The 25,501-nt window shown below is 64.0% G+C and carries 20 protein-coding genes; 3 read left to right on the top strand and 17 right to left on the bottom strand.

Features of this window, described 5'->3' with window-relative positions; all coding sequences use genetic code 11:
- Positions 1 to 230: 230 nt before the first annotated feature.
- The 9 genes from AC1L34_RS10435 to AC1L34_RS10475 all read right to left on the bottom strand — a co-directional run bounded on the left by AC1L34_RS10435 (position 231) and on the right by AC1L34_RS10475 (position 12,609).
- A complete protein-coding gene (locus tag AC1L34_RS10435; protein WP_480034747.1) occupies positions 231 to 1,610 on the bottom strand; it encodes a cell division protein PerM in 1,380 nt (459 codons plus the stop codon).
- Positions 1,611 to 1,750: 140 nt separating this feature from the next.
- Positions 1,751 to 2,593, bottom strand: a complete 843-nt coding sequence (locus AC1L34_RS10440) for a DUF5336 domain-containing protein (protein WP_424293681.1) — start codon at positions 2,591 to 2,593, stop codon at positions 1,751 to 1,753.
- Positions 2,594 to 2,700: 107 nt separating this feature from the next.
- Positions 2,701 to 4,608, bottom strand: a complete 1,908-nt coding sequence (locus AC1L34_RS10445) for an acetoacetate--CoA ligase (protein WP_424324226.1) — start codon at positions 4,606 to 4,608, stop codon at positions 2,701 to 2,703.
- Positions 4,609 to 4,634: 26 nt separating this feature from the next.
- Complete coding sequence (locus tag AC1L34_RS10450) at positions 4,635 to 6,383, bottom strand: AMP-binding protein (RefSeq protein WP_480034748.1); 1,749 nt, start codon at positions 6,381 to 6,383, stop codon at positions 4,635 to 4,637.
- 22 nt (positions 6,384 to 6,405) lie between these two features.
- Positions 6,406 to 7,251 (bottom strand): HpcH/HpaI aldolase/citrate lyase family protein, encoded by an 846-nt coding sequence (locus AC1L34_RS10455; protein WP_480034749.1) that lies wholly within the window; start codon positions 7,249 to 7,251, stop codon positions 6,406 to 6,408.
- Positions 7,252 to 7,253: 2 nt separating this feature from the next.
- Positions 7,254 to 7,742 carry a MaoC family dehydratase gene (locus AC1L34_RS10460; protein ID WP_424296075.1) on the bottom strand — a complete coding sequence of 163 codons (489 nt, stop codon included), beginning with the start codon at positions 7,740 to 7,742 and terminating at the stop codon, positions 7,254 to 7,256.
- Positions 7,739 to 8,887, bottom strand: coding sequence for an acyl-CoA dehydrogenase family protein (locus tag AC1L34_RS10465; RefSeq protein ID WP_480034750.1), 1,149 nt, complete (start codon positions 8,885 to 8,887; stop codon positions 7,739 to 7,741). The genes AC1L34_RS10460 and AC1L34_RS10465 overlap by 4 nt, the downstream gene beginning before the upstream one ends.
- A 54-nt stretch (positions 8,888 to 8,941) precedes the next feature.
- The gene (locus tag AC1L34_RS10470; RefSeq protein ID WP_480034751.1) at positions 8,942 to 11,026 is read right to left on the bottom strand and encodes an acetyl/propionyl/methylcrotonyl-CoA carboxylase subunit alpha; all 2,085 of its coding nucleotides are present in this window, start codon (positions 11,024 to 11,026) and stop codon (positions 8,942 to 8,944) included.
- 11 nt (positions 11,027 to 11,037) lie between these two features.
- Positions 11,038 to 12,609, bottom strand: a complete 1,572-nt coding sequence (locus tag AC1L34_RS10475) for a carboxyl transferase domain-containing protein (protein WP_424321918.1) — start codon at positions 12,607 to 12,609, stop codon at positions 11,038 to 11,040.
- A gap of 152 nt (positions 12,610 to 12,761) precedes the next feature.
- Here AC1L34_RS10475 and AC1L34_RS10480 point away from each other — a divergent pair, with 152 nt between their 5' ends.
- Together AC1L34_RS10480 and AC1L34_RS10485 are read left to right on the top strand one after the other, a co-directional pair.
- Positions 12,762 to 13,277: a nuclear transport factor 2 family protein gene (locus AC1L34_RS10480; RefSeq protein ID WP_424296083.1), complete on the top strand. Its 516-nt coding sequence runs from the start codon at positions 12,762 to 12,764 to the stop codon at positions 13,275 to 13,277.
- 56 nt (positions 13,278 to 13,333) lie between these two features.
- On the top strand, positions 13,334 to 14,422 hold the full coding sequence (locus tag AC1L34_RS10485; protein WP_424323759.1) for an oxidoreductase: 1,089 nt from the start codon (positions 13,334 to 13,336) through the stop codon (positions 14,420 to 14,422).
- A 101-nt stretch (positions 14,423 to 14,523) separates the two neighbouring features.
- Here AC1L34_RS10485 and AC1L34_RS10490 read toward each other — a convergent pair whose 3' ends face one another.
- From AC1L34_RS10490 to sucC, 6 genes are all read right to left on the bottom strand, one after another.
- Positions 14,524 to 15,138 (bottom strand): TetR/AcrR family transcriptional regulator, encoded by a 615-nt coding sequence (locus AC1L34_RS10490; protein WP_480034752.1) that lies wholly within the window; start codon positions 15,136 to 15,138, stop codon positions 14,524 to 14,526.
- 12 nt (positions 15,139 to 15,150) lie between these two features.
- Complete coding sequence (locus AC1L34_RS10495) at positions 15,151 to 16,500, bottom strand: carboxyl transferase domain-containing protein (RefSeq protein WP_480034753.1); 1,350 nt, start codon at positions 16,498 to 16,500, stop codon at positions 15,151 to 15,153.
- A gap of 33 nt (positions 16,501 to 16,533) precedes the next feature.
- Positions 16,534 to 16,965 carry an RDD family protein gene (locus AC1L34_RS10500; protein WP_480034754.1) on the bottom strand — a complete coding sequence of 144 codons (432 nt, stop codon included), beginning with the start codon at positions 16,963 to 16,965 and terminating at the stop codon, positions 16,534 to 16,536.
- Positions 16,955 to 17,521 (bottom strand): hypothetical protein, encoded by a 567-nt coding sequence (locus AC1L34_RS10505; protein WP_424295020.1) that lies wholly within the window; start codon positions 17,519 to 17,521, stop codon positions 16,955 to 16,957. The genes AC1L34_RS10500 and AC1L34_RS10505 overlap by 11 nt, the downstream gene beginning before the upstream one ends.
- A 92-nt stretch (positions 17,522 to 17,613) precedes the next feature.
- On the bottom strand, positions 17,614 to 18,516 hold the full coding sequence (sucD, locus tag AC1L34_RS10510) for a succinate--CoA ligase subunit alpha (protein ID WP_424295022.1): 903 nt from the start codon (positions 18,514 to 18,516) through the stop codon (positions 17,614 to 17,616).
- A gap of 15 nt (positions 18,517 to 18,531) precedes the next feature.
- On the bottom strand, positions 18,532 to 19,695 hold the full coding sequence (sucC, locus tag AC1L34_RS10515; RefSeq protein WP_424295024.1) for an ADP-forming succinate--CoA ligase subunit beta: 1,164 nt from the start codon (positions 19,693 to 19,695) through the stop codon (positions 18,532 to 18,534).
- 315 nt (positions 19,696 to 20,010) lie between these two features.
- Between sucC and AC1L34_RS10520 the strand changes: the two genes are divergently transcribed.
- Complete coding sequence (locus AC1L34_RS10520) at positions 20,011 to 21,033, top strand: M23 family metallopeptidase (protein ID WP_480034755.1); 1,023 nt, start codon at positions 20,011 to 20,013, stop codon at positions 21,031 to 21,033.
- 66 nt (positions 21,034 to 21,099) lie between these two features.
- On the opposite strand, the gene AC1L34_RS10525 is transcribed toward AC1L34_RS10520, so the two are convergent.
- Both AC1L34_RS10525 and AC1L34_RS10530 read right to left on the bottom strand, forming a co-directional pair.
- Positions 21,100 to 23,601, bottom strand: a complete 2,502-nt coding sequence (locus tag AC1L34_RS10525; protein WP_424295027.1) for a UvrD-helicase domain-containing protein — start codon at positions 23,599 to 23,601, stop codon at positions 21,100 to 21,102.
- A gap of 45 nt (positions 23,602 to 23,646) precedes the next feature.
- The gene (locus AC1L34_RS10530; RefSeq protein WP_424295029.1) at positions 23,647 to 25,485 is read right to left on the bottom strand and encodes a hypothetical protein; all 1,839 of its coding nucleotides are present in this window, start codon (positions 25,483 to 25,485) and stop codon (positions 23,647 to 23,649) included.
- Positions 25,486 to 25,501: the final 16 nt, after the last annotated feature.

Below are 25,501 nucleotides of genomic sequence, written 5' to 3' on the forward strand. Positions count from 1 at the left end.
GCGAGGGACGCACGCACAGTCGTACCTTCCGGTCTCCGAGTAGCCGACGGAGCGCAGCGGAGTCGGCGTATCGAGGAGCGCCTCCTCGATACACTCCCTCGCTGCGCTCGGTCGTTACTCGAAGAGCGGGGATGGCTGCGCTCGGTCGCACTCGGAGAGCGGGGGTGGCTGAACTCGGTCGCACTCGGAGAGTTGAATACGGGGGCGTCCCCGTGAAGGGTCACCGCGGACTATTTGTCGTCGGCAGGGGCTGAGGGGGACGCTCCCTCAGCTTCTTCCGCATCTTCCTCTGCGAACTCGTCTTCCACATCGAGCTCATCAACCTCGACATCCGACTCGGCGATCTGCTCGAAGTCGTCGTCCTCGTCGAAGAACGGCTCGTCCAGTTCTGCTTCGTCGGAGCCGTCGACCTCCACCTGAACGGGGGTACCGCGGCGGCCGACCAACCAAAGCACACCCGCAACCAGCGCCGCGGTGACGCCGACCGACGTGAACGTGAAGACGCCGGCGACGGGAATGCTGACGCCGACCTTGCCTATCTCGCCGAGCGTGCCACCCGAAACTGCGGTTACGACGACCATGAGGCCCGAGGCGAGGGCAGCGCCGACGCCGATCGCTCGAAAGTGGGCCTTCACGTTGTCACTGCGCGTGTACCAACCGAGGAGAATCCCGGCGGCAATTGGCGCCGCGAACATGAGAGCCCCGGCGGCACCGAGGTCGTTGGTCGGGACCACGCCCGCTACCGGCAGCGGAGGCACCGCACCAACGTAAGTACTGAAGGAATCGAGAACGGTACCGCCGAACGTCGCGCTGGCACCGACGGTCATCGCCGCAGCGCCGATCACCATGTTTGGCAAATACAGGATCGAGAGCCCGGTGAGGCCGAGGTAACCGTCGAAGGTGTTGCCGTCGGCGATCAGGTCACCGATCGCACCGAAGTGGGTGAGGTAACCGAAGAACACGGCCAGCGCCCCACCGACTATGAGCACCGCAAATGCGGCCGCGCCGCCGCGCGCACCAACGCGGTCGGATGCGGGGATCGCGAACTCTTCCAAGAACGGCTGCACCACCCGGGGCAGCAGGCCGCACATGGCGGCCACACCGTGCACCAGGATGGTGGTGCCGAAAGCGGCCAACGCATTGGGATTGCCGATCGCACTGGCCGACGCACCGTCGGCCACCACCGCAAGCGCCAACGCCGTCGCCAACAACGGGCCCGCCACAGCGGTACCGGCGATGCTGAGAAGTTCGTTGAAGGAACCTGACTCGGCGGTCGCCCGCTTCACCACCCGGTAGGTGCCGTAGCCAACGAGCAGGGTCGGCACCAACGGCAAGACGCCGATCGTGACGCCGCCGATCATCAGCGCCGTCTGGTTGACGGCGAGCCAGCCGGCAGCAGTGACTGCGCCGATACCGGAGAAGCCATCGCCAGCAGCCAACTTCACAATCAGCACGACGACGGCAATGGCTAGCCACGCGATGGTCGGAACCGTCAGTGCCACCTTGATGACATGCCAGGTGACGGGCGGTTTCGGGGCCGTGTCCACACGCTTAGCCAGGCGGACCTGTCGCAGACGGGTCGCCAAGTTCTCGGTGGAAGGCGCAGACATCACGTTCGAGAGTGTCATGCCCCGCCGAGCGGTGCCTCTCGACGCGCCGCGCGCTCAGGAAACTATGTCCAAAAACAAGAAAGCGGTGCGAGAAGGTTCGTCAGAGAACCCTCTCGCACCGCTTCCGGCGGAGCTGAAAACTACTGCTGCTGGCCGTTGTCCGGCTGCTGGAACACCGTGGTGGAATCGCTCGCACCCGGAGCCGGGTTAGAAGGCGACGACGGCTGGCCGTAACCCGACTGGGCAGGCTGGCCGTACGGCGACTGTGCGGCCGGATCGGACTGGCCGTATGCGGCAGGCTGCTGTGCCTGCTGGCCGTAGCTGTACTGCTGAGCCGAAGCGTCAGCGGCACCCGGGGTAGCGGCGACAGCCGGAGCGGTCTTGATCTGCCCACCCTCGATCAGGAGCCAAACGACAGAGGCAAGGAAGGCAAGGATCGAGAAGATGAGGAGCAGGATCGCGCCGACACCCTTGTCGTACTCGACAGTTGAGAACTGGAAGATCGTCACCAGCGCCGACACCGTGGTCAGTGCGAACACGCCGCCCGCAACCCACTTCTCGCGGCCCAGCAAGAACGTGACCAGCGCGAGGACTCCAGCGACGGCGAGGAGGACGTAAGGGCCGACAAAGTTGGTTTCGAAAACCTTGGCCGTCACCGTGGTGCGGTAGCCCTCAGCCTTCGCTCCGGCCAAAAAGCCGAGGAACAGCATGATGACGCCGAGGCCGCCGATAACGCCCGCGAGGATGGTCGTCGTGTTAGCGGGCAATCCCTGGCCGGCTGGCTTAGGCGCCTGGTAACCGTAGCCCTGCTGGCCATACTGCTGCTGACCGTACTGCTGCTGACCATAAGCGGCCTGCGGCTGTCCGTACTGCTGCTGTCCGTAGCCGGCCTGCTGCTGCTGGCCGTACTGCTGCTGACCGTATGCCGACTGGGCTCCGGCGTCGCCCTGGCCGTAGCCAGAACCTGACTGCGGATAAGTCATCCAAATACTCCTAGTGAGATGTGGGCCACCGGTGTTGATGACCGTCGAACTCCGTCAACGCTAATACACAACCCCGACATCCCGCGGGTGACCATCCGCTGTTCGGCTCACCAACGATGCTTGCGCCCCTGGTCGGCATACCAATCGATCAGCGCATAATCATCAACGGACTTGGGGTCGATATTCACTTCACTGCGGCCAGCGAGGATCGCGGTGACCGGGACTTCGAGCTTTTTCCCAGTCCGCGTATGCGGGATACCGGGTGCCACGACGATTTCGTCAGGCACATGCCGCGGCGACAGTTTCTGCTTCACTTCACTGGCGACCCGCGAGGTAAGTTCGTCGGTGAACTCAGCACCGGGCACCAGGGTCACAAACAGCGGCATCCAGTACTTGCCGGGCGGGCCGTCGACTCCCAGGACAAAGGCTTCGGCGATCTCAGGAATGCCTTCGACGATCTCGTAAATGTCTGCCGACCCCATGCGGATGCCGTGCCGATTGAGCGTGGCATCGCTGCGGCCGTGAATAACCAACGATCCGCGGTCTGTAACTGTGACCCAATCGCCATGTCGCCAAACGGGTTTCGCGGGCCCCTCCCCCTCCCACGTGTGCGTGAAGTAGGCATTGCGGTAGCGCTCGCCGGTGTGGTCGTTCCAGAACATGACGGGCATCGACGGCATCGGTGCGGTGATAACCATCTCGCCGACCTCGTCCACGAGCGGCTCGCCCGACGGCGACCAGCTCTCCAACGCGACGCCCAGATACCGCGTCGACAGTTCTCCGGCCACCACTGGCACGCCGGTGCTTCCGCCAGCGAAGGCGCTCACGACATCCGTGCCGCCGCTAATCGAGGAGATCGGGAGCCCGGCTTTCACGTTGTCGTCGACCCAGTCGAACAGGTCGGCGGCCAGTGTGGAGCCTGTACTGCCGAGCAGGGTCAACGACGACAGGTCGTGGTCGGTGCCGGGGTGCAGGTTGCCCTTGCGACTGGCCTGCAGTTGTCCGGGACTGGTGCCAAAGAATGTGACACGCTCACCTTCGACGATCTGCCACAGTCGATCGGCATCCGGATAGAGGGCCGAACCACTGTAGGTAATGATGCGCGCCCCAACAAGCAGCCCCGCCACCTGGTAATTCCACATCATCCAGCTCAGCGCGGTCTGCCAGAAGAACACCGACTGCTCGGTGAGGTCGGACTGGATGGCTGCCGCCTTGAGGTGTTCCAGGACGACGCCGCCGTGGCCGTGCACGATGCCCTTGGGCTTGCCCGTGGTGCCCGACGAAAATAGGACCCACAGCGGGTGGTCGAAGGGGACCTTCAGCGGCTCGGGAAGGTGGTCGGTGTCGGCCACGATGTCCGACCACCGCGTCACCGAGTGAGCGCCCGGGTCGCCGACCATGATGTGGGTGAGGTTCTCGCCGAGCAGGCTCGCTAGTTCCACCGACTCGGCACGCTTGTCGATATCGCGGCCGTTGTAGCGGTAACCGGCTGCCGAGATCAAGACCTTCGGGTCGAGTTGCGCCAGGCGTCCCGCCGCACCCTCGGGTGCATAGTCCTGGCCGCACCCGGACCAGATGGCACCCAGGGACGCGGTCGCGAGGAAGGCGATCACCGTCTCCGGAAGATCCGGTAGGTAGGCCGCGACCACGTCTCCAACACCAACACCAGCTTCACGCAGGGCATGCGCCACCGCGCCGACGCGGGTCGGCAACTCGGCCCACGTGATCGCGCAGCGGTTACCGTCCTCATCAAGGCCGACGATGGCCTCGCCCGGTAGACCCGCGTGCCGCAGAATCGCATCCACGTAGTTGAGCTTCACCTCCGGGAACCACACGGCACCGGGCATGGAGTCGTCGGCGAGAACAGCGGAATCGCCTGCAGCCAAAGGGGTTTCAGCGATCGCGTCGAGATTGAAAAAGTCCCACACGCCCCGCCAAAAGCCCGGCAGATCAGTGACCGACTGCTGCCACAAAGCACCGTAGGTGGAGAGATCTTGACCGGTGCGGGCGCTCATCTGCTCCGCGAACCGTGCAACTACGGTCACTTACTCAACCCCAAAAACTCGATCGACTGCGCGCGCATTTCCACCTTCCGTACCTTGCCCGTGACCGTCATCGGGAACTCGTCAACGACGTGTACATACCGCGGAATCTTATGCCGGGCGATGTGACCGGTCGCGAACGCGCGGACGTCGTCGACGGTCAGCGGCGATGCGCCCTCGCGGAGCTGAATCCACGCCATGAGTTCTTCGCCGTACTTCTCGTCGGGGACACCGATGACCTGGGCATCAATAATGTCCGGATGGGTGTACAGGAACTCTTCCACCTCGCGCGGATAAATGTTCTCGCCGCCGCGAATCACTAGGTCCTTGATGCGTCCGGTGATGCGGACATAGCCGTCGTCACCCATTACCCCGAGATCGCCGGTCCGCATCCAGCCTTCCTCGCTGAGCACTTCGGCAGTCTTTGCTGGGTCTTTCCAGTACCCCTTCATCACCGAGTACCCGCGCGTGCAGAACTCACCGGTCTCGCCCCGGGGCAGCGTCTCGCCGGTCACCGGATCAATGATCTTGATTTCCAAGTGCGGGCCCACGCGCCCCACGGTGGCCACGCGCAGGTCCACGTCGTCGTCCATACGCGTTTGGGTCGACACCGGACTGGTCTCGGTCATCCCGTAACAAATCGACACCTGCGACATGTTCATCTCATCGAGCACCCGCCGCATCACCTGCTCCGGGCATGGAGATCCCGCCATGATCCCCGTCCGCAACGACGACAAGTCGAATTCCGCGCCAGCTACATTTGGCCCGCTCGCTCCGCTCCCGGCGCCAGCTACACTTGGCCCGCTCGCTCCGCTCCCGGCGCCAGCTACTTTTGGCCCGCTCGCTCCGCTCCCGGCGCCAGCATCAAGCGCAGCCAACTCCGCAATGAACATGGTCGGCACGCCATACAGGCTGGTGCAGCGGTACTTTTCGACGGCCCCCAGGGTGTCCCGCGGGTCGAAGCCAGGGCCCGGGATCACCATCGTTGCGCCGAAGGCGATCGCCGCAAGGTTGCCCATCACCATGCCGAAGCAGTGGTAGAAGGGCACAGGCAGGCAGATGCGGTCGGCTTCGGTGTAGTCGAGCAGCGCACCGACCATGTAGCCGTTGTTGCCGATGTTGCGGTGCGTCAGGGTGACGCCCTTCGGCGCGCCGGTGGTGCCCGACGTGTACTGAATGTTGATCGGATCGTCGTCGGTGAGACCTGCGGCCAACTCCGCAACCTTGGTGACCTCGTCCGACGACGGCTCCGTCAACATTTCGGCGAACGTGTCCGACTCGAAGACCACCACTTCGCGCAGGTCGGGAACCTGGTCGCGGACGTCGTCGATCATGACGGCGTACTCGGCGTCCCGGAACTTCTCGGCCGTCAGCACCAGCGTTGCGCCCGACTGTTTCAGCGCATACGCCACTTCGCTTCGCCGATACGCCGGGTTCAGGACCACCAGGATCGCGCCGATTTCCGCTGCCGCAAACTGCGTCAGCACCCATTCAAAACGGTTGGGTGCCCACAGGGCAACGCGGTCCCCGGTCGTGACCCCGTGCCGCACCAGGCCCGCGGCCAAAGAAATCACGTCGCGACGCAGTTCGGCGTAGGTCCAGGTGCGGTCCACCGCCGCATCGATCAGCGCGTCGGAGTCCGGGAACTTGGCGGTCGTGGCGGCAAGCGTCGTCCCGATCGTCTGAGTCAGCAGTGGCGGCTGCGATTCGCCCGCCGCATACGAGAGTGAAGTGTCGAAGGCAGTCATGGAAGGTGCGCTCCTATTCGGATCAGCGGGGGTCGGTCGTCACACGGGCCAAGACCGCGCGTGCCTGCGCAATCACCGGTCCGTCAATCATCTGTCCGTCGACGGCAAAGACGCCGCCATCGTTCTCTACGGCACCAGCCATCACCTTGTGCGCCCACTCAACGCGTTCGGGTGCTGGCGCGTACCCGGCCCGGATGTGCTGAACCTGACTCGGGTGAATGCATGCGGTGGCCGTGTATCCCTGAGCGACGGCATCGCGAACTTCACCAACGAGGCCGTCAACGTCGTCAATATCGATGTGAACGGAGTCGATCGCAGCAACACCGAAGGCGGCGGCGGCCAGTCGCACGCGGGCCCGCACATGCCGGGCAATGTCGCGGTAGCTACCCGTATTGGCTTCGTCGTCGCCGAACCGGCTGGACGTACCACCCATACCCGCAGCCAGATCCTCGGCACCCCACATGAGTCCGACGCAGTTCGGTGCGGACGCGATTTCTTCTACGCGCACAGCCCCGAGCGGGGTTTCGATTAGCGCGAGAGTGGGTAGCCCGTGCGCGGTGAGCTGCGCGACCGACTCCACCTTGGCCTGCATCACCACGCGGTACGACGTCGCCTGCACCGCATCGAGATCCAGTTGATGCTCGACACTGTCCGCCGGGTTGATGCGGACGATGACGCGGTCGGCGGCAATCGGGTTGCCGATAAGCGCTGACCGCGCCTGCGCCTTGTTGGCCTGCGCGACAGCATCCTCAAGATCGAGGATCACCACGTCCGAGCGATCGAGTGCTTTCGCATACCGTTCGGGGCGGTCGGCGGGACAGAACAGAAGTGCCGGGCCCGCGGGCGTCCACGCTTCTTTCGCGGCCATCGTCATTCCCCTTCCGGGCGCACGCGCACCAGCGTGGACCGCGAAGCCCGCGCCACCAGCACCCCGTCTTGGTTGCGCCCAATGTGCGTCAGGTCGACGATGCCCTCACCGGGCCGCGACTTACTCAGTCGCTTGCCGGTGCATTCGGTTTCGGCGTACAGGGTGTCACCGGCGAACATCGGTGCCGGGAAAGCAATTTCGTGGAAACCCAGATTGGCTACCAGGGTGCCCTGGGTCAGCTGCGCCACCGACAGTCCCACAATCGTCGACAACGTGAACATCGAGTTCACCAGGCGTTGTCCACCAAATCCCGGCTGCGTCGCCGACCATGCGGCGTCCAGATGCAGAGCCTGGGTGTTCATGGTGAGAGCGGTGAAGAATGTGTTGTCCGCTTCGGTGACGGTACGTCCGGGCCGGTGCTCGTAGATGGTTCCGACTTCGAACTCCTCAAACCAGAGTCCGCGCTGTGTGACGCGCTTGCCCTCAGTCATGCGTTCAATCCCAACGATCGGGCGATCAGCATGAGCTGAACCTCGGTGGTGCCCTCACCGATCTCAAGGATCTTGGAGTCGCGGTAATGGCGCGCCACCGGGTACTCGTTCATGAAGCCGTAGCCGCCGTGGATCTGCGTCGCCATGCGCGCATTGTCCATCGCCGCCTCCGACGAGACCATCTTCGCGATCGCCGCTTCCTTCTTGAAAGGCTTGCCAGCCAACATCTTTGCCGCAGCGTCGTAGTACGCCATCCGCGAAACGTGCGCGCGGGCCTCCATCCGGGCAATCGCGAACGACACCGACTGGTACTCGGCGATCGGCTTCCCGAACGACTTGCGCTCGCGCGCATACTTGATCGACTCGTCGACGCACCCCTGCGCCACACCCGTCGCCAGTCCGGCGATCGCGATGCGCCCCTCGTCCAAGATCGACAGGAAGTTCGCGTAACCGCGGCCCCGCTCGCCGAGCAGGTTGCCGCGCGGCACGCGGGCGTCGTCGAAGCTCAGTGGATGCGTGTCCGAGGCATTCCAGCCGACCTTGTTGTAGGCCGGTTCGGCGGTGAAGCCCGGGGTACCGGCAGGCACGATGATCGTCGAGATTTCCTTCTTGCCGTTGCTGCGCTCCCCCGTCACCGCAGTGACCGTGACCAGCGACGTGATGTCGGTGCCCGAGTTAGTGATGAACTGCTTGTTGCCGTTGATGACCCACTCGTCGCCGTCCTCGCGGGCGGTCGTGACGGTGGCCCCGGCATCGGATCCGGCACCGGGTTCAGTAAGCCCGAATCCGGCTAGATGCTTACCCGCTAGGAGATCCGGGAGCCAGGTTTCCTTTTGCTCCTGCGTGCCGAAGCGGTAGATCGGCATGGCACCGAGCCCGACGCCAGCTTCGACGGTGATCGCCACCGACTGGTCGACCTTGCCAAGTTCCTCCAGCGCCAAAGCGAGCGCGAAGTAGTCGCCGCCCATGCCGCCGAACTCTTCGCTGAACGGCAAACCGAACAGGCCCATCTCGCCCATCTGCGCGACGACCTCGTACGGGAACGACTTCTCCTCGTCGTGCTTGGCCGAGACCGGCGCCACCACGGACTGGGCAAAGTCGCGCACCGTGTTCACCAGGTCGGTGTATTCCTGAGTCAGTTCCATCTGATCGACAATCCTTCTTGTTCGTACGTGCCGTATTCGAAAGTTCTGTTGGTGCTATGCCGAAACATGCGCGAGCAACTGCTGCGCATCGACCTTCTGGCCGACGCGCACACTGATCGACGCTGTTCCATCGACCGGTGCGCGGAGCGTGTGTTCCATCTTCATGGCCTCCACAACCACTAGCGGATCGCCCGCGGTAACGGGGTCGCCGTCGACGCCCGGCACCGCAACCACGGTCCCCGGCATCGGGCTGACGACGCTGCCCGCAGCCTCCCCCTCATCGTGGTCGGAAAGCATGTGGACTGTCTGGAAAATCCACGTTCCCGGTTGCCCCGAGACCCAACGACGACCGCCGGCCGCGTCGAGTAGCACTTCCCAGCGTCGCGAACGACCGTCAAAAACCAGGTCGAAGACACCGGGCGTCACTTGGCGGAGTCGGACGGGTGCGTTCCAGCTCTCCGGCTGCGCTTCGTCTTCGTCGACATTGGTTTCAATCGTCACGTCGGCGTCGAGGAGACCGGGGCTGGTATCCGTGATCTGCGCGGACACCGTGTACCGGCGGCCAGCCCCAGACAGTTGTGCCCCCGACAGTCGTGCCACGACGGGCGACGGCGCGCCGATCCGGAAGCCGAGCGCCGACGACCACACATCGTCCGGGGTACCGAGGTCGAGTGCACCGAGCGTCGCCGCAACGAGGGCGCGCGGGTCGGCTTCGGGTGCGGTGTAGTCGACGGCGATGCGGTCCAGGAGTTCGGTGTCGAGAACGCCGTCGCGAACTTCGGGCATGGCGAGGACGTGTCGACAGAAATCAATGTTGCTAACCACGCCCAGCAGACGCGTGTCGGCGAGAGCTTCGTCGAGTCGGTCGATGGCCTCGGCACGGTCGGCACCATAGGCGATCACCTTGGCCAACATCGGGTCGTAGTCGCTACCGATCACCGATCCGGCGACAATGCCGCTATCGATGCGAATGCTCCCTTCGCGACCCCCCATCGACGCATGGGTAGGCCACGTCAGCCGCGACACGGAGCCACCGGTCGGCAGGAAACCCTGCGCGGGATCTTCGGCGTACACGCGGGCCTCGATGGCATGCCCGGTCAGCACGATGTCGTCTTGCGTCAGCGAGAGGGTTTCACCGCGCGCGATCCGGACCTGCTGTTCCACGAGGTCGACGCCGGTCACCATTTCGGTAACGGGGTGCTCCACCTGCAGGCGGGTGTTCATCTCCATGAAGAAAAACTTGTCGGGCGCGGTGGCCGACACGATGAACTCCACCGTGCCCGCGCCGGTGTACCCGACACTGCGTGCGGCGTCGCAGGCCGCCTCGCCAATCCGAGCCCGAGTGGCCTCGTCGAGCAGGGCCGACGGCGCTTCCTCAATCACCTTCTGGTGGCGACGCTGCAGCGAACACTCGCGTTCGCCGAGGTGAATCACGTTGCCGTGGTTGTCGGCCAGGATCTGCACTTCGATGTGGCGGGGCGTCAGCACGAAATGCTCTAGGAACAAAGTGTCGTCACCGAACGCAGAGGCCGCCTCGCGTCGTGCCGTCGCCAACGCTTCGGGCAGGCCAGCAAGGTCTTCGACGCGGTGCATACCCTTGCCGCCGCCACCCGCGCTGGGCTTAATCAGGACGGGGAACCCGACGCCGTCGGCCCCGTCAATCAATTCCTCATCGGTGAGACCCGGACGGGAGATGCCGGGAACCACGGGAACATCACGGGCGGTGACGGCGGCGCGGGCGGTGATCTTGTCGCCCATCGTCGCGATCGCCGACGCGGGCGGGCCGATGAAGATGATGTCCGCGTCGGCCAGGGCCTTCGCGAACTGTTGATTCTCGGACAGGAAGCCGTAACCGGGATGGACGGCGTCGGCCCCGGTGATCTTGGCCGCTTCGATCACGGCGTCGATGCGCAGGTAGCTGTCAACCGCAGCGGCTGGGCCGAGGCGAACCGCTTCGTCGGCTGCCTTCACGTGGGGCGCATCTGCATCCGGATCGGAGTAGACAGCGACCGACTTGATGCCCATCTGGCGCAGCGTATCGATAACGCGGCAGGCGATTTCACCGCGGTTGGCGACGAGCACCTTGCGGATGCTGCGCGTGCGGGTGACGGGAGTGCGGGTGTTTGCAGGAGCGTTCATGTGGTTGCCTCTCACATCCGGAAGACGCCGTAGGCGGGGTCGGTCAGCGGTGCATACCGGCACGCTTCCAAGGCCAGGCCGAGGACGGTGCGGGTGTCGGCAGGGTCGATGATGCCGTCGTCCCACAGGCGTGCGGTGGAGTAGTACGCGGTGGATTGCGTCTCAAACTGGTCGCGGATGGGGGCCTTAAAAGACTCTTCGTCCTCGGCCGACCAAGACCCACCCGACCGCTCGATGCCGCCGCGGCGCACGGTGGCAAGAGTGTCGGCGGCCTGCGGGCCACCCATCACCGAGATGCGCGCGTTGGGCCACATCCACAGGAACCGCGGCGAGTACGCGCGACCACACATCGAGTAATTGCCCGCACCGAACGAACCGCCGATCATCACCGTCAGCTTGGGTACGCGGGCGCAGGCGACGGCGTTGACCATCTTGGCGCCGTTCTTGGCGATGCCGCCCTCTTCGTACTGGCGTCCCACCATGAAGCCGGTGATGTTCTGCAAAAACAGCAGCGGGATCCGACGTTGGTCGCACAGTTCCACAAAGTGCGCCCCCTTGAGCGCCGACTCCGAAAACAGCACCCCGTTGTTGGCGACAATGCCCACCGGATGGCCGTGAATCTTGGTGAACGCGGTGACCAACGACGTGCCGTAACCCGCCTTGAACTCGGTGTACTCGCCGCCGTCGGACAGGATCTCGATGACCTCGCGCACGTCGTACGGGATGCGTGGATCAGTGGGGACCACGTCGTACAGATCGGTTTGGGGGCGCTGCGGTGAACGAGTGGGGACGGTGTCCCACTGCGCGGCGTCGCGCGGGCCAAACGTTGCGACGATTTCGCGGACCTTGGCGAGGGCTTGCTCGTCGTTGTCGACCAGGTGATCGGTGACGCCGGAAACCGTCGAATGCATGGTGCCGCCGCCGAGTTCTTCGGCGGTGACGTCCTCACCGGTCGCGGCCTTCACCAGCGGCGGCCCGGCCAAGAAGATCGTGCCCTGGTTACGGACGATCACGTTCTCATCACTCATCGCGGGCACGTACGCGCCACCGGCCGTCGAAGAACCCAAGACCGCCGAGATCTGCGGGATGCCCGCGGCACTCATGTTGGCCTGGTTAAAGAAGATGCGCCCAAAGTGGTCGCGGTCGGGGAAGACGTCGTCCTGGTTCAGGAGCATCGCGCCGCCGGAGTCGACCAGGTAGATGCACGGGAGTCGGTTCTGCGCGGCGATCTCCTGCGCGCGCAAGTGCTTCTTCACCGTGACTGGGTAGTACGTACCGCCAGAGACGGTGGCGTCGTTGGCGACGATCATGCACTCGCGGCCGTGGATGCGGCCGATACCCGCGACCACGCCAGCGGACGGTGCCTTGCCGTCGTACATCTCGTGCGCGGCCAGCGGCGCAACCTCCAAAAACGGTGAGCCTGGGTCGATCAGCGCATCGATGCGATCGCGGACCAGGATCTTCCCGCGCGAGAGGTGCCGCTCGCGCGCCTTCTCGCTGCCACCCTGCGAAGCGGCGAGCAAATTTGCCCGCAACTCCGCCACATTGGCGCGGTGCGCGTCGAATGAAGTCGAGGCAGCCATGCCCACCCTTTCAGTTAGTAGCCATTAACTGAGTTAGAGAATACGTGAGCGCGGGCACAATCGCTAGTCATCCACAAAAAAGCTTCGAACAAGAGGTCCCGGTCAGTGGACATTCGATCTCGACGCCCGCGCGACGAAAGTAGAGTCCAGTTATGACTACAGAAATCACGCTGACCCCAGCCGAGAAGCTGTGGGCAATCGAATGCATCAAGAACACCTTTGCCGAGCGACTCCGTTGCATGGACTGCAAGGAATGGGAGATCTATCCAACCCTGCACACCGACGATGTTGTCTCCGAAACCTGGGGCGGTCTCCCCGCTAACAAGCAGCCAGTCTCCGACGGCGTGTCCAACCGCGTTGTCGGTCCCGGCCCGCTGACCGCAGCCATCAAGAGACTGCTTGACGGGCACATCCCGATCACTTCGGTGCACCACGGCCACACTCCGCAAATTGAGCTGACGTCCAACACCACCGCCCGCGGAATCTGGGCGATGGAAGACCATCTGTGGTGGACCAACGGCGACCACGAAGAACACCTCCATGGCTACGGCCACTACCACGAGGAGTACCGGCTGGTCGGCGACAAGTGGCTGATCAGCTACCGCACCCTCGTCCGCCTGCGCGAAGACAAGACGCCAGACTTCTTTAACCTGATTGGAAAACTGTGACCTCACTGCTGTCCCCGCTCACCATCCGCAACCTCACCGTCCCGAACCGACTGGTGATGTCGCCGATGACGCGCCAGCAATCCCCCAACGGGATCCCCGGACCCGATGTTGCCGAGTACTACCGCAAGCGTGCCGCTGGTGGCACGGGCCTGATCGTGACCGAAGGGGTCGCGATCGACCACCCGTCGGCCGTCGACAGCCCCGATGTTCCGCGTCTGCACGGTGACGAAGCCCTGGCCGGCTGGCAGTCGGTGGTCGACGGCGTGCATGCCGAAGGTGGGCTGATCATTCCGCAGCTCTGGCACGTCGGACCCCTGTGGGGTGCGATGGCCCGCGTGGACCCGGCGATCACCCCGATGCGACCGTCGGGCCGTTGGGGTACGCCCGGACGCACCGGCTATTCGGAAAAGTACATCGACTTCTGCCGTCCCGAGACGCGCCCGATGACCGATGAGGACATTGCGGAGGTGATCGCCGGATACGTCACAAGTGCTCGCAACGCGGTGGATCTGGGCTTCGACGGGATTGCCATCCACGGTGGCCACGGCTACCTACTCGATGCCTTCATGTGGGCCGATACCAACAGCCGCGATGACCGGTGGGGTGGCGACCTGGAGCGTCGTGCCGCCTTCCCGGCCGCCGTGGTGAGCGCGGTCCGCGCTGAGATCGGCGACGACCTCCCCATCTTTTACCGCTTCTCCCAGCACAAGCAGCAGGACTACACGGCCCGGATCGCCGACACACCCGAGGAGTTGGGCGTGCTGCTTGGCGCTTTGGCCGACGCGGGCGTCGACGTTTTCGACGCGAGCATCCGCTACTTCACCACCCCGGCGTTTGAGGGCAGCAACCTCGGACTCGCCGGGTGGGCCAAGAAGCTGACGGGCAAAGCGGCGATGGCGGTTGGCAGCGCGGGCATGCCGGCAGGCACCTTGCCGACGCCGTTGGCCGGTAGCAAGCAGTCCGAACCCGTCACGGCCCCGGACCATTCGCTCGACGGCGCCGCCGACCGCATTGCCGACGGCGAGTTCGACCTGATCGCCGTCGGCCGCCTGCACCTGGCGAACCCCGACCTAGCCAGCCGCATCCGCGACGGCGTCGACCCCATCGCCTTCGACCGCAAACGCCACGAGTTCACGCTCCACTAAACGCGTCCCTGCCCGTTCTCGCATGATGCGTCGATTCCCGCACTATGTCTGACATAGTGCGGGAATCGACGCATCATGCGAGAACGGCAGGAGCGGAGCGACTAGCCGTCCAAGGCACCCATGGCCATGGCGGACAGGAGGGTACGGAGGCGATCGAGAGGGAAGGCCGGAAGGCGCGGCGACGAGTTCAGCAGACCGAACATGGCATGCGTCCGCACTCGTGCTTCAACAGCCTCAAGTTCGACGCCGCGGTCGGCCGCCCGCTGCACCAACACATCTACCCACAGTTCAACGTAGCTGCGCTGCAGTCGACGCACCTGGTGGCGGGCATCGTCCGACAGCGACCACAGGTCCCGATCTTGAATGCTAATGAGGTCGGGGCGGGTCACGAGCACATCAATATGGAAGCCGATCAATCGCTGAAGCACCTCGGTCGGGGTGCCACCCTCTTCGACGGCGAGCTGACCGCCGTCGCGGAGTCGTTGGCTGACGTCGACCAGGATGGTGTCGAGCAATTCGGACTTCGATTCAAAATGCCGGTACATGGCTGGGCCGCTAATCCCAACGGCGGCACCGATATCTTCCAACCGCATGCCCGCGTAGCCCCGCTGCGCCATCTGCTGCGCGGCAGCCGCCAAAATCTCTACGCGGCGAGCTGCCTTCGCCTGCTCACGTCTGGTGGCTGGACGCGGCGACGGGGCGGTTTCGGAAGTCATGTCGTCGCCAGTTTATCGCCCGACGCGAACACGACCCGCCCGATCCGGCCGCGGACCGGACGCCACCCACTCATCGACTGCCGTCACGACCTCGTCAAGGGTATTGACAACCTGGTCGACGATGCCCAGCTCGGACAGTTCCGGCACCCAAATGTGTTGGGCGCGTGCCATCTCAGGGGCATGGTCGGTATCGCCGTGCATGATGATGCTGGCACCCTCCGGCGGTAACGGAGAAAGCCAGGCATCGGCCGCCCCAATCACGCGGTCGGCCGGGAACATCGCCAGCGCAGCACCACCGGTCCCCTGCCCGAGCAGAATCGACACCGTCGGAACCGGTGCCGACAGCAGCTCCGAGGTCGACGCCGCGATCTGCCGCGCGAGACCCGATTCTTCCGCAGCCTGCGAAAGCTCACCACCGCTGGTATCGACGACAGTCACCAGCGGCAATCGCCACCGGGCAGCCAAGCCGATGGCTCGGCGCGCGATCCGCAGGTCGTCGGCCCCGATGGGCTCGCCCGCAGCCTGAATCGCTCGGTCCTGTCCAACCAGGATGGTCGGCCTACCGCCAAACCGGACAATCGATACTCGCACCGGACCGGGACCGGCGATGGGCACGGCGCCGAGGTGTTCTTCAAGTTCGACGAGGCCGGGTCGGCCATCACGACGAGTCGCCACCACCGCCGACCACGCGTCGTCGACCGGCCTGGCCAGGAGGCTGTGCGACCGTTCGGCCGGAACACTATCGGGCGCCGGGTCGAGTGCGCCGAGCACCCGCGCGAGCCGATACCCGAGTTCCTCCGCGGCGAAGACATCGTCGAGCAGTCGGTGGCTGAGCAGGTTCTCGGCGGTCTGGACACCCACGGGGAACCGCTCCCCGTAGATCCCCTCGTACACCTTGGGTCCGAGAAAACCGGTGAGCGCCCCGGGCTGCGCCCAAGTGATGTCCCCGAGGGAGCCCCACGATGCGAATACCCCGCCGGTGGTCGGATGGCGCAGGTAAACGATGTACGGCAGGCCCGCGTCGCGGTGGTCGTTCACGGCGGCGGTGATTGCCGCCATCTGCAGGAATGCGGGTGTCCCCTCTTGCATGCGCGTGCCGCCGGAAGCTGGCAGCGCAACCAGCGGCAGCGATTGCGCCGTCGCTCGGCCGATAGCCTCGACAATGCGGGCCCCGGCCACTGCGCCGATGGAACCACCCGCGATTGCAAATTCGCTGACCACGAGCACCACTGCATGCCCAGCGACAGTGGCGCGTCCGGTGACGACCGACTCCGGTTCGTCGGGCGGCGTCCACAACTGAAACGAACCAGGGTCGACGACGGCGTCGATCAACGTCGAAGCATCAGGCCTATCGGTACGCATACGCCCGATGATGCCCGATCCCGGCCGGGTTCGTTAGTCGTCGCTGGTGTAAACCACCTTGGTCCGCAGCAGCGCGTCCTGGAGTGACAGACGTCGCGGCGACAGCGCCACCCAGAACAAGCCGAATGGAAACATCAAGTATGCGGCCGCGCGCAACAGGATCTGAACAAAATGCAGTCGTCGACCGCTGATCCGCACTACGCGAAGCCCCATCAGCACGTTCCCGATGGTGCGTCCCGTTATGGACCAGCAGACCACGAGGTAAACAAACGAGCTGGCGAAAAACGTCGTTGTGGTGAACCACCAGCTCACCTCCGGAAAGCTGAACCTGGTGCCCTTGATGGAGAACAGAATGAATGCGGTAATCAGGTACCCGATGCCGAGGGCCGCGATAATCACGAAGCAGTCGATGACGGCGGCGATGCCCCTGGTGACAATTCCGGCGACCCGCCGATCACCCTTCATGGTTTGGCTTCCGCCTCAACACTCGATCGACGAAGCCATCCACGGCATCGTCGGCTCGCTCGCTACCGCTCCGGACGTCGGAGATCATTTCTGTCGTGACTGTTGAGCTGGCGTCGCGGACGATTGACGACAGGTCGACGCCCTCAATGACCCGATTACCCACGACCACCAGATCGACGCGTTCGAGAACGCCGTCAATGTCGATGGTTCCGACCACCTTGTTCAGATCCACCCCCGCGATAAGGCCGTTCAGATCTAGTTTCTGCACCACGGGGTTCAGATCGAGGGATTCCAGCAACGGGTTGAGGTCGATGCCCTCGAGGATCTTCTGCAAGTCGAGGGTTGCCAGCAGCGCATTCAGGTCGAGTCGCTCGACGACCGCCTGCAGATCCACTTCCTTCAACACTCGATTGAGGTCGACAGCAGACACAAGCACTTCGGTCAGGTCGATCTCCACGGTGAGGAACTCAATCGCCTCAGACAGCACGCCGCGAATCACCGCCCGCGGTATGCCGAGCACGCGAGTTACCGCACCCGAAACCAATCCTGTTATCACCGATCAATTATGCCTCACAGCAAAAACCCCGGGGTGGCAATGCCGCCCCGGGGTTTAGCTTGTGTCTGGCCGCGAGTGCCAGCAGATTCGATCTACAGTGCCGCGAAGAGCTCGCGAGCCAACGCTGCGGTCTCGGACGGCGTCTTGCCGACCTTGACACCGGCTGCCTCGAGGGCTTCCTTCTTGGCCTGCGCCGTACCGGAACTGCCCGACACGATGGCGCCAGCGTGGCCCATGGTCTTGCCTTCCGGAGCGGTGAAGCCAGCCACGTAGCCGACGACCGGCTTGGTGACGTTGGCCTTGATGTAGTCGGCCGCGCGCTCTTCAGCGTCGCCACCGATCTCACCGATCATGACGATCAGCTTGGTCTCCGGGTCGTTCTCGAAGGCCTCGATGGCGTCGATGTGAGTGGTACCGATGACCGGGTCGCCGCCGATGCCGATGGCAGTCGAGAAACCGAGGTCACGCAGTTCGTACATCATCTGGTAGGTCAGGGTGCCCGACTTCGACACGAGGCCGATCGGTCCCTTGTCGGTGATGTTGTTCGGCGTGATGCCGACCAGTGCCTCACCGGGGGTGATGATGCCGGGGCAGTTCGGCCCGATGATGCGGGTCTTGGCGCCCTTCTCCACGTTGTAGGCCCAGGCGTAAGCCGAGTCCTGCACCGGGATGCCCTCGGTGATGACCACGAGCAGCGGGATCTCCGCGTCGATGGCCTCAATGATGGCATCCTTCGAGAAGGCTGGCGGAACGAAGGCGATCGAGGTGTCAGCCCCGGTCTTCTCCATTGCCTCGGCAACCGAAGCAAAGACGGGCAGCTCAACCGCATTGCCGTCAGCGTCGACGTGCGAGACCGTGGTTCCGGCCTTGCGGGCGTTGACGCCACCGACGACATTGGTGCCGGCCTTCAGCATCAGCGCGGTGTGCTTGGTGCCTTCGCCGCCGGTGATGCCCTGGACGATGACTTTGTTGTTCTTGTTCAGGTAGATCGACATGAGTCTTGTGGTCTCCTACTTGTTCGCCAGCTCGGCGGCCTTGTCGGCACCGGCATCCATGGTTTCAGCCACGGTCACCAGCGGATGGTTGGCCTCAGCTAGGATCTTGCGACCCTCCTCGACCTTGTTGCCGTCGAGGCGAACCACCAGCGGCTTGCTTGCGGTGTCGCCCAGCTTGGCGAGCGCGCCGATGATGCCGTTGGCAACAGCGTCACAGGCGGTGATGCCACCGAAGACGTTCACGAAGACGCTCTTGACCTGTGCGTCACCCAAGATGACGTCGAGGCCAGCGGCCATGACGTCGGCCGATGCGCCGCCGCCAATGTCCAGGAAGTTCGCCGGCTTCACGCCACCGTGGTTTTCGCCTGCGTAGGCGACAACGTCGAGGGTCGACATGACCAGACCTGCACCGTTGCCGATAACACCAACTTCGCCGTCGAGCTTGACGTAGTTGAGGTCGTTCTCCTTGGCCTTGAGCTCAAGCGGATCAGTCGCATCGATGTCGGCGAACTCAGCGTGGTCGGCCTGACGGAACTCTGCGTTCTCGTCGAGGGTGACCTTGCCGTCGAGTGCGAGGATCTGATCGTCCGGGGTGCGGACGAGCGGGTTGACCTCAACCAGCAGGGCATCTTCGGCGACGAAGACTTCCCACAGCTTCTGGATCGTCACGGCTGCCGCGTCGAGGACCTCAGCGGGCAGGTGACCCTGCTCGGCGATTTCGCGGGCGAATGCCAGGTCGACGCCCTTGACGGCGTCAACGGCGATGCGGGCCAAGCGGTCAGGCTTGGTTGCCGCGACCTCTTCGATCTCCATGCCACCTTCGACCGAGCACATGGCCAGGTAGGTGCGGTTGGCGCGATCGAGCAGGAACGAGATGTAGTACTCCTCGGCGATGTCGCTGGCTTCGGCGACAAGGAGTCGCTTAACGACGTGGCCCTTGATATCGAGCCCGAGGATGTTTTCAGCGTGCGTCTGTGCGTCATCAGGGGTTGCGGCGTACTTGACGCCACCCGCCTTGCCGCGGCCGCCGACCTTGACCTGCGCCTTGATCATCACAGGCTTGCCGATTTCCTCGGCAATAGCCCGCGCATCGGCGGCAGTGTCAGTGACCCGACCCGGTGTGGTGGGTACCCCATGCTTGGCGAACAGTTCCTTCGCCTGGTATTCGAAGAGATCCATTCAGCTCACCATCTGAAGTAATTTAATTGCCCGCTTCGGTGTAGCGCGGACCATAGGCAACCCTAGTGCCCCCACCGTGTCGTATTCACACGCGGCCCCCTCCTTGTGCGACATCTCACCCGCTACTGGCGAGTAACCCCGTGTGCACGTTAAATTGTGCACGTTAAATAAGGCCAAATCGTCACGAGATCCGGGACGTCACAAAACCAACCGGTGGACTTCAAGCCAACCTTTGGCTACCGTCATTGAGGTTGGTAACGACTAGGTCACGACGAGCGACCCGCCCGCCGATGAATGCAGGACTAGATTTTTGAGGTGAACAACTTGGCAACACGGAGCCTTCTCGACCGTGACGGCACAGCAGCCCGCCAGGACCACACTCCCTCTCCGTCCGATTTGTCCACCTCTACCGACACTCCTTCGACGCGCGATTTCCCGCAGCTGTCGAAGAATCTGCGCATCGGACTCGGCAGCACTGCCGGCCCCCTCGGCAACGACAACGTCAGCACCACCGAAATTCTGCTTCCTCGCGAGACTGCAGTCGACGTGGCACCCCGCCCGGTCGGCGCACCTGCGCCTGAGCGCAATAAGCCGAAGCACCGCCTGGCGGCACCATCGTCTGCCCTCCGCGCCCGCACCGCATTGTTTGCGATTGCCGCTGGCGCTACCGCCATTGCCGTGACCGGTTCCGGTTCGAGCGATCAGGCCAGCCCCATCGCCGAAGCACCGGCCGACCCCGCTCCCGCCGACGCGCTCGGCATCGCGAACGCCAGCAACGTCACCAACGACGACGGTCCCGTCGGCGTGGTTGCCGCCTCGGCTGAGTCGGACATGAACACCTACAAGACTCAGCTCAAGCAGGGCGCTGCCCTTGCCAAGGCTCAGGCTGCCGCAATCGCCGCCAAGCAGAAGCCGCTGATCTCGAGTCCACTGCCCCTCGGCAGCTACCAGCTCACGTCCGCCTTCGCTCCCCGCTGGGGTTCGTTCCACGGCGGAATCGACATGGCGGCACCGCTGGGTACCCCCATTCACGCCGCCACCGACGGTGTCGTTGTCGACGCGGGCCCAGCCTCCGGCTACGGGAACTGGATTCAGATCAAGGCTGCCGACGGCACCATCACCATGTACGGCCACATGGCATCCTCGGGCGTACTCGTTCACAAGGGACAGACGGTCACAGCGGGCGACACCATCGGCATGGTCGGCTCCGAAGGCTTCTCCACCGGCCCGCACCTGCACTTCGAGCGCTGGATTCCCAAGGGCGGATCCATGGTCAAGGTCGATCCTGCCGTGTGGCTTGCGAAGATGGGCATTCGCCTCTCCGCCCTCACCGGATAGGTCCCTTCGCTCTACCGCCTTTTCGCCAGAGCACCTTTTCGCTCTAGGTCCACGGCTTCCGCCAAACTACAGCTTTTCGCCAGGTAGTCCGCCGGTTGTCATCAAAGTGACTCGACCAACCTTGCCGCCGAAGTCGAACGTGATCCGTTCGGTGACTCCGCTGCCTTCTTTCGCGACTGCCTTCCCCATCCCGTACTGCGGGTGGTTCATCCGGTCACCAACTTCGTAGTTGACCATCTTGTTGCGACCCCGCGTCGGATCGGACGAGTACGACGACCGCCCGCGGAAGCCCGAACCCAAACCGGACTCGGTACTGCTGCCGCCCGTCGTCGAACCGAAGCCGAAACTGCCGCCGCGGGAGCCGAACTCACGCATACCGCGCTTCGGTTCGACCCGACGCCAGTCGAGAAGGTGCGCCGGGATTTCCTCCAGGAATCGGGATACGGGATTCGACACCGGCTGCCCCCACGAGGCGCGCGACAGGGCTCGCGTCAAATACAGCTTTAGCCGGGCACGGGTGATGCCGACGTAAGCCAGACGACGCTCCTCGCTTAGTTCGGCCGGGTCGCCGAGGGCACGCATGTGCGGGAAGTGTCCGTCTTCCCAGCCGGTCACAAAGACCACCGGGAACTCCAGGCCCTTCGCCGTGTGCAGGGTCATCATTGTGACGACGCCTTCACCTTCGTCGGGTACTTGATCGGCATCGGCAACCAACGCGACCTTTTCCAAGAATGCAGCGAGGGACCCCGGCTCAGGTTCACCGTCGCCGACCACGTCGCCGGGCTCCACCTGATCGTCGAGATCGGTTTCTTCTTCGGCGCTCTGAGCCGCCTCGACGCTGAAGTCACGGGCGACGGCGATCAGTTCGTTGAGGTTGTCCATGCGCGCGGCATCTTGCGGGTCGTTGGAGGCTTCCAACTCCTCGCGGTAGCCGCTGCGGTCGACGATCGCGTCCACGAGGTCACCGACATCGGCGCCTTCGGTCGTGGCGTCGGCAATGGCCTCGTCCGCATCCCCGCCGACGGCACCGAATGCCATCAGGAAATCGCTGCGCAGGCCCTCGATCATGTTCACAAATCCGGTGATCTGTTTAACGGCCCGCGTATTCAAGAGGGCGACGCGGTTCTCGGTGGCGTCGATGAGCGCTTGATAGAAAGTGATTCCGAGGTTCTCGGCGTGCACGGCCACGACGGCTTCCGCGCGATCGCCGATACCTCGGCGCGGCGTGTTCAGGATGCGTCGCAAGCTAACGGCGTCGTCGGGGTTGGCGACTACGCGCAGGTAGGCGACGATGTCGCGGACCTCCTTGCGCTCGTAAAACTTGGTTCCGCCGACCACCTTGTAGGGGATGCCGTGCCGAACAAAGACTTCCTCAAGCGGGCGTGACCCGGTATTGGTGCGATAGAAGACGGCAATGTCGGCGTAGGTATGCGTCGATGAGCCGCCGATCGAGTAGTCGACGAGTTCTTCAATCTCTTTAGCAATGAACGCGGCTTCGTCGCGATCGGAGTCGGCGACGTAGCCGACGATTGGGTCGCCGGTGCCCGAGTCGGTCCACAGTTTCTTCTCGCGCCTGTTGCCGTTGCGGGAAATCACCGCGTTGGCCGCCGACAGGATGGTTTGCGTCGATCGGTAGTTCTGCTCCAGCAGGATGGTTTCGGCGTTCGGATAGTCGACCTCGAACTGCTCGATGTTGCGGATGGTGGCACCACGGAAGGCGTAGATCGACTGGTCGGCATCGCCAACCACGCACAGTTCCGACGGTTCGACGTCAGATTCGGTGTTGACGTCGGCACCGACCAGTTCCCGGACCAGCACATATTGGGCGTGGTTGGTGTCCTGGTATTCGTCGATCAGCACATGGCGGAAGCGGCGCCGATAGTATTCGGCAACTGCCGGATGCCGTTGCAGCAGGGAGACGGTCTCTCCGATCAAGTCGTCAAAGTCGAAGGCATTGGCCGACGCGAGGCGGCGCTGGTATTCGGCGTAGATCTGGGCGATGATGCCCGCTGCCGCCCCCTCACCTTCGGCCGATGCTTCGGCCGCGGCGTCGTCGGGGCCTTTGAGTTCGTTTTTGAAGTTGGAGATCTGGGTGCCGACGCCGCGCGGGCTGAACTTCTTTGGGTCGAGATCGAGATCGCGCACCACCATGCCGAGCAGCCGACGGGAGTCGTCGGCGTCGTAGATGGAGAAGTTGGAGTTCCGATTGCCAAGCAGGGCTGACTGCGCGCGCAAGATCCGCACGCAGGTGGAGTGGAACGTCGAGACCCACATGTATGCCGCGCGCGGCCCGACGAGGTCGATGACGCGCTCCCGCATCTCGGCGGCGGCCTTGTTCGTGAAGGTAATCGCAAGGATCTGACCTGGGGTGACACCGCGTTCAGCGAGCAGGAACGCAATCCGGCGGGTCAGGACAGCCGTCTTACCTGACCCTGCACCTGCGACGATCAGCAACGGCGCACCCGTGTGCAAGACCGCAGCCCGCTGCTGCGGATTGAGTCCGTCGAGAAGTTCACGTCCTCGGACGCTCAGAGTGGATTCGTCGAGGGCGGCAAGTGAAGAGTTCATGGCCTATTCAGATTACCTGCGACCTCCGACAGATCCGGTCTCCGGTTACGGTGCGTACTCCGCCATCACCGCTTCGCCGACTCGCCCCTCTCCGGTGTGCAGTCGCAGCCCGGGAGTGACCGGCCGGACGCGCAACTTGAGTCCACTGCCATCGATTTGGACATACACCGGATGCAGGCCCTGCTTCACCGGGACCCGCACCGCCTTGCCACCGCCCAAAGCCAATTCGACGATCCCGTCCTGGTTGGCGCAGTAACTGAATCCGACGGTCCAACGCCAGACAATCAGCGGTCCACTCAGCGACAACGCCGTAGGTCCATCAATGCTGGGTTTGGCGCAGCTACCCCGGCTGGCGTCGAAGGTTCGCTGCGGCGTCACCGCACCTGCCACCAACTGCCCGCGCGGGTTGAGCACTTTCAGTTCGTCGGTGACAGTCCCGAACTCCGGACGCTGGTCGAGCCGACCGAAGACGTGACTAATCATGTTGTTTGGGAACGCGACCGGCAGCAACACTTCGATCGGCAGCGGTTGGTCGAACATCGTCTTGCCATCCATCTGGGCGAGGGATTCGCGGGCCGTCGCGATGTAGTCACCGGTGGGGTCGTCACGCCACGACTGCCCAAACGACATGGTTGAGACCATCGCCGACACCGCAAACAGCACGCATGCGGCCGTCGCAATCCCCGCGGGACGACGATCAACAGCCGCCGGGGCCGCGACATGTGCGCCACCCTTGCGCGGGGCCGCAGCGATCAGCGCCAAAGCAATTGCCAGCACCAGCGCAGTGTCGGGCAGGTAGCGCATGGTCTGCGCGAGTTCGAGGGCCGTGTTATCGCTCGACCGATTCCACATCACCGGGACCTGCGCGAGAACCGCGTAGCCGAGTGCAAACACCCAGATCGCTGGCGCGCCCCGCCGATTCCTGGAGGTCAGGACGACCACCGCGACCAGCACCGCCCAGCCCGCGACAATCATCCAAATGCTGGGGAAACCCATGGGCGGCGACGGCGTCCATCGGTCCCACACCCACGGTCCACCGACCAGCGACGGAATGATCGCTTCATTGATGCTGCGCCATACCAGTTTCGCCGTCTGCGCCAGCGAGTGTTCGCCGGCGGTGGCCGTGGAAGTGGCAAAGAACAACACGATCCACGCAATGAACATGGTGGCAAGAACCAGCCACAGGGTCCGGGCCCGCAAGAAGGCCTGGGTGAGCGGCGAGTTTCGGTAGTCGTCGTCATCGGCGCGCGGATCTCGCGTCGATCGCATCACCAGCACTGCCACCACGACCGCGACCGGCAGGATGAACAGAGACTTCTCAAAGAACAGCAACCCGACGGCGAACGCCACGGCAGCACCAATCGTGAGACGTCGACTCCGCTCGGCATCCGGTCGATCGCGCACCAAAACCACCACGTTGGCAACCACGACAGCCATCGCCGCCTGCATCGGCAGCGTATTCAGGCCCGCCGCCCACCACACGTACGCGCTCACCGTCATTGGCGCGAAGAGATAGAACGTCAGCGCCACCAGGCTCCAACCGCGGGCGCGCGGGGCGATGATCGAGATCATCCGCCACACCGCCAGCGACGCGATCGCCTGCAATACCACCAGCGTCACGGCGGGTAGCCACCATTGGACCGGTGCGAGGACCGTCGTCAGGCCAGCCAACAGGAATGCACCCGGCATGAAATGACCGTCGTGGCTGTACCCCAGGAAGTCCCAGGACAGGATCGGATTTGATGTTGCGCGACCGATCAGAATGAGGTCGTCCCAGTAGAAGTTGCCCCAAATCACCAGGACAGCGCGCACTACCAGTTGTGCGGCGATCAGTCCGAGCGCAATGGCTCCGACCCGTCTGGCAGTGATTGTGTCGGTCGTCATCCCCGCATTGTTCACC

The sequence above is a fragment of the Gordonia sp. 34D genome (assembly GCF_056682775.1).

Coding starts and splice junctions, on each gene's coding strand:
- sucD (WP_424295022.1), bottom strand. CDS start 18,516: ATGTCGATCTACCTGAACAAGAACAACAAAGTCATCGTCCAGGGCATC.
- AC1L34_RS10440 (WP_424293681.1), bottom strand. CDS start 2,593: ATGACTTATCCGCAGTCAGGTTCTGGCTACGGCCAGGGCGACGCCGGA.
- AC1L34_RS10500 (WP_480034754.1), bottom strand. CDS start 16,965: ATGAAGGGTGATCGGCGGGTCGCCGGAATTGTCACCAGGGGCATCGCC.
- AC1L34_RS10485 (WP_424323759.1), top strand. CDS start 13,334: ATGTCGCCGATGACGCGCCAGCAATCCCCCAACGGGATCCCCGGACCC.
- AC1L34_RS10475 (WP_424321918.1), bottom strand. CDS start 12,609: ATGGCTGCCTCGACTTCATTCGACGCGCACCGCGCCAATGTGGCGGAG.
- AC1L34_RS10480 (WP_424296083.1), top strand. CDS start 12,762: ATGACTACAGAAATCACGCTGACCCCAGCCGAGAAGCTGTGGGCAATC.
- AC1L34_RS10460 (WP_424296075.1), bottom strand. CDS start 7,742: ATGACTGAGGGCAAGCGCGTCACACAGCGCGGACTCTGGTTTGAGGAG.
- AC1L34_RS10530 (WP_424295029.1), bottom strand. CDS start 25,485: ATGACGACCGACACAATCACTGCCAGACGGGTCGGAGCCATTGCGCTC.
- AC1L34_RS10465 (WP_480034750.1), bottom strand. CDS start 8,887: ATGGAACTGACTCAGGAATACACCGACCTGGTGAACACGGTGCGCGAC.
- AC1L34_RS10435 (WP_480034747.1), bottom strand. CDS start 1,610: ATGTCTGCGCCTTCCACCGAGAACTTGGCGACCCGTCTGCGACAGGTC.
- AC1L34_RS10525 (WP_424295027.1), bottom strand. CDS start 23,601: ATGAACTCTTCACTTGCCGCCCTCGACGAATCCACTCTGAGCGTCCGA.
- AC1L34_RS10495 (WP_480034753.1), bottom strand. CDS start 16,500: ATGCGTACCGATAGGCCTGATGCTTCGACGTTGATCGACGCCGTCGTC.
- AC1L34_RS10450 (WP_480034748.1), bottom strand. CDS start 6,383: ATGACTGCCTTCGACACTTCACTCTCGTATGCGGCGGGCGAATCGCAG.
- AC1L34_RS10470 (WP_480034751.1), bottom strand. CDS start 11,026: ATGAACGCTCCTGCAAACACCCGCACTCCCGTCACCCGCACGCGCAGC.
- AC1L34_RS10490 (WP_480034752.1), bottom strand. CDS start 15,138: ATGACTTCCGAAACCGCCCCGTCGCCGCGTCCAGCCACCAGACGTGAG.
- sucC (WP_424295024.1), bottom strand. CDS start 19,695: ATGGATCTCTTCGAATACCAGGCGAAGGAACTGTTCGCCAAGCATGGG.
- AC1L34_RS10455 (WP_480034749.1), bottom strand. CDS start 7,251: ATGGCCGCGAAAGAAGCGTGGACGCCCGCGGGCCCGGCACTTCTGTTC.
- AC1L34_RS10445 (WP_424324226.1), bottom strand. CDS start 4,608: ATGAGCGCCCGCACCGGTCAAGATCTCTCCACCTACGGTGCTTTGTGG.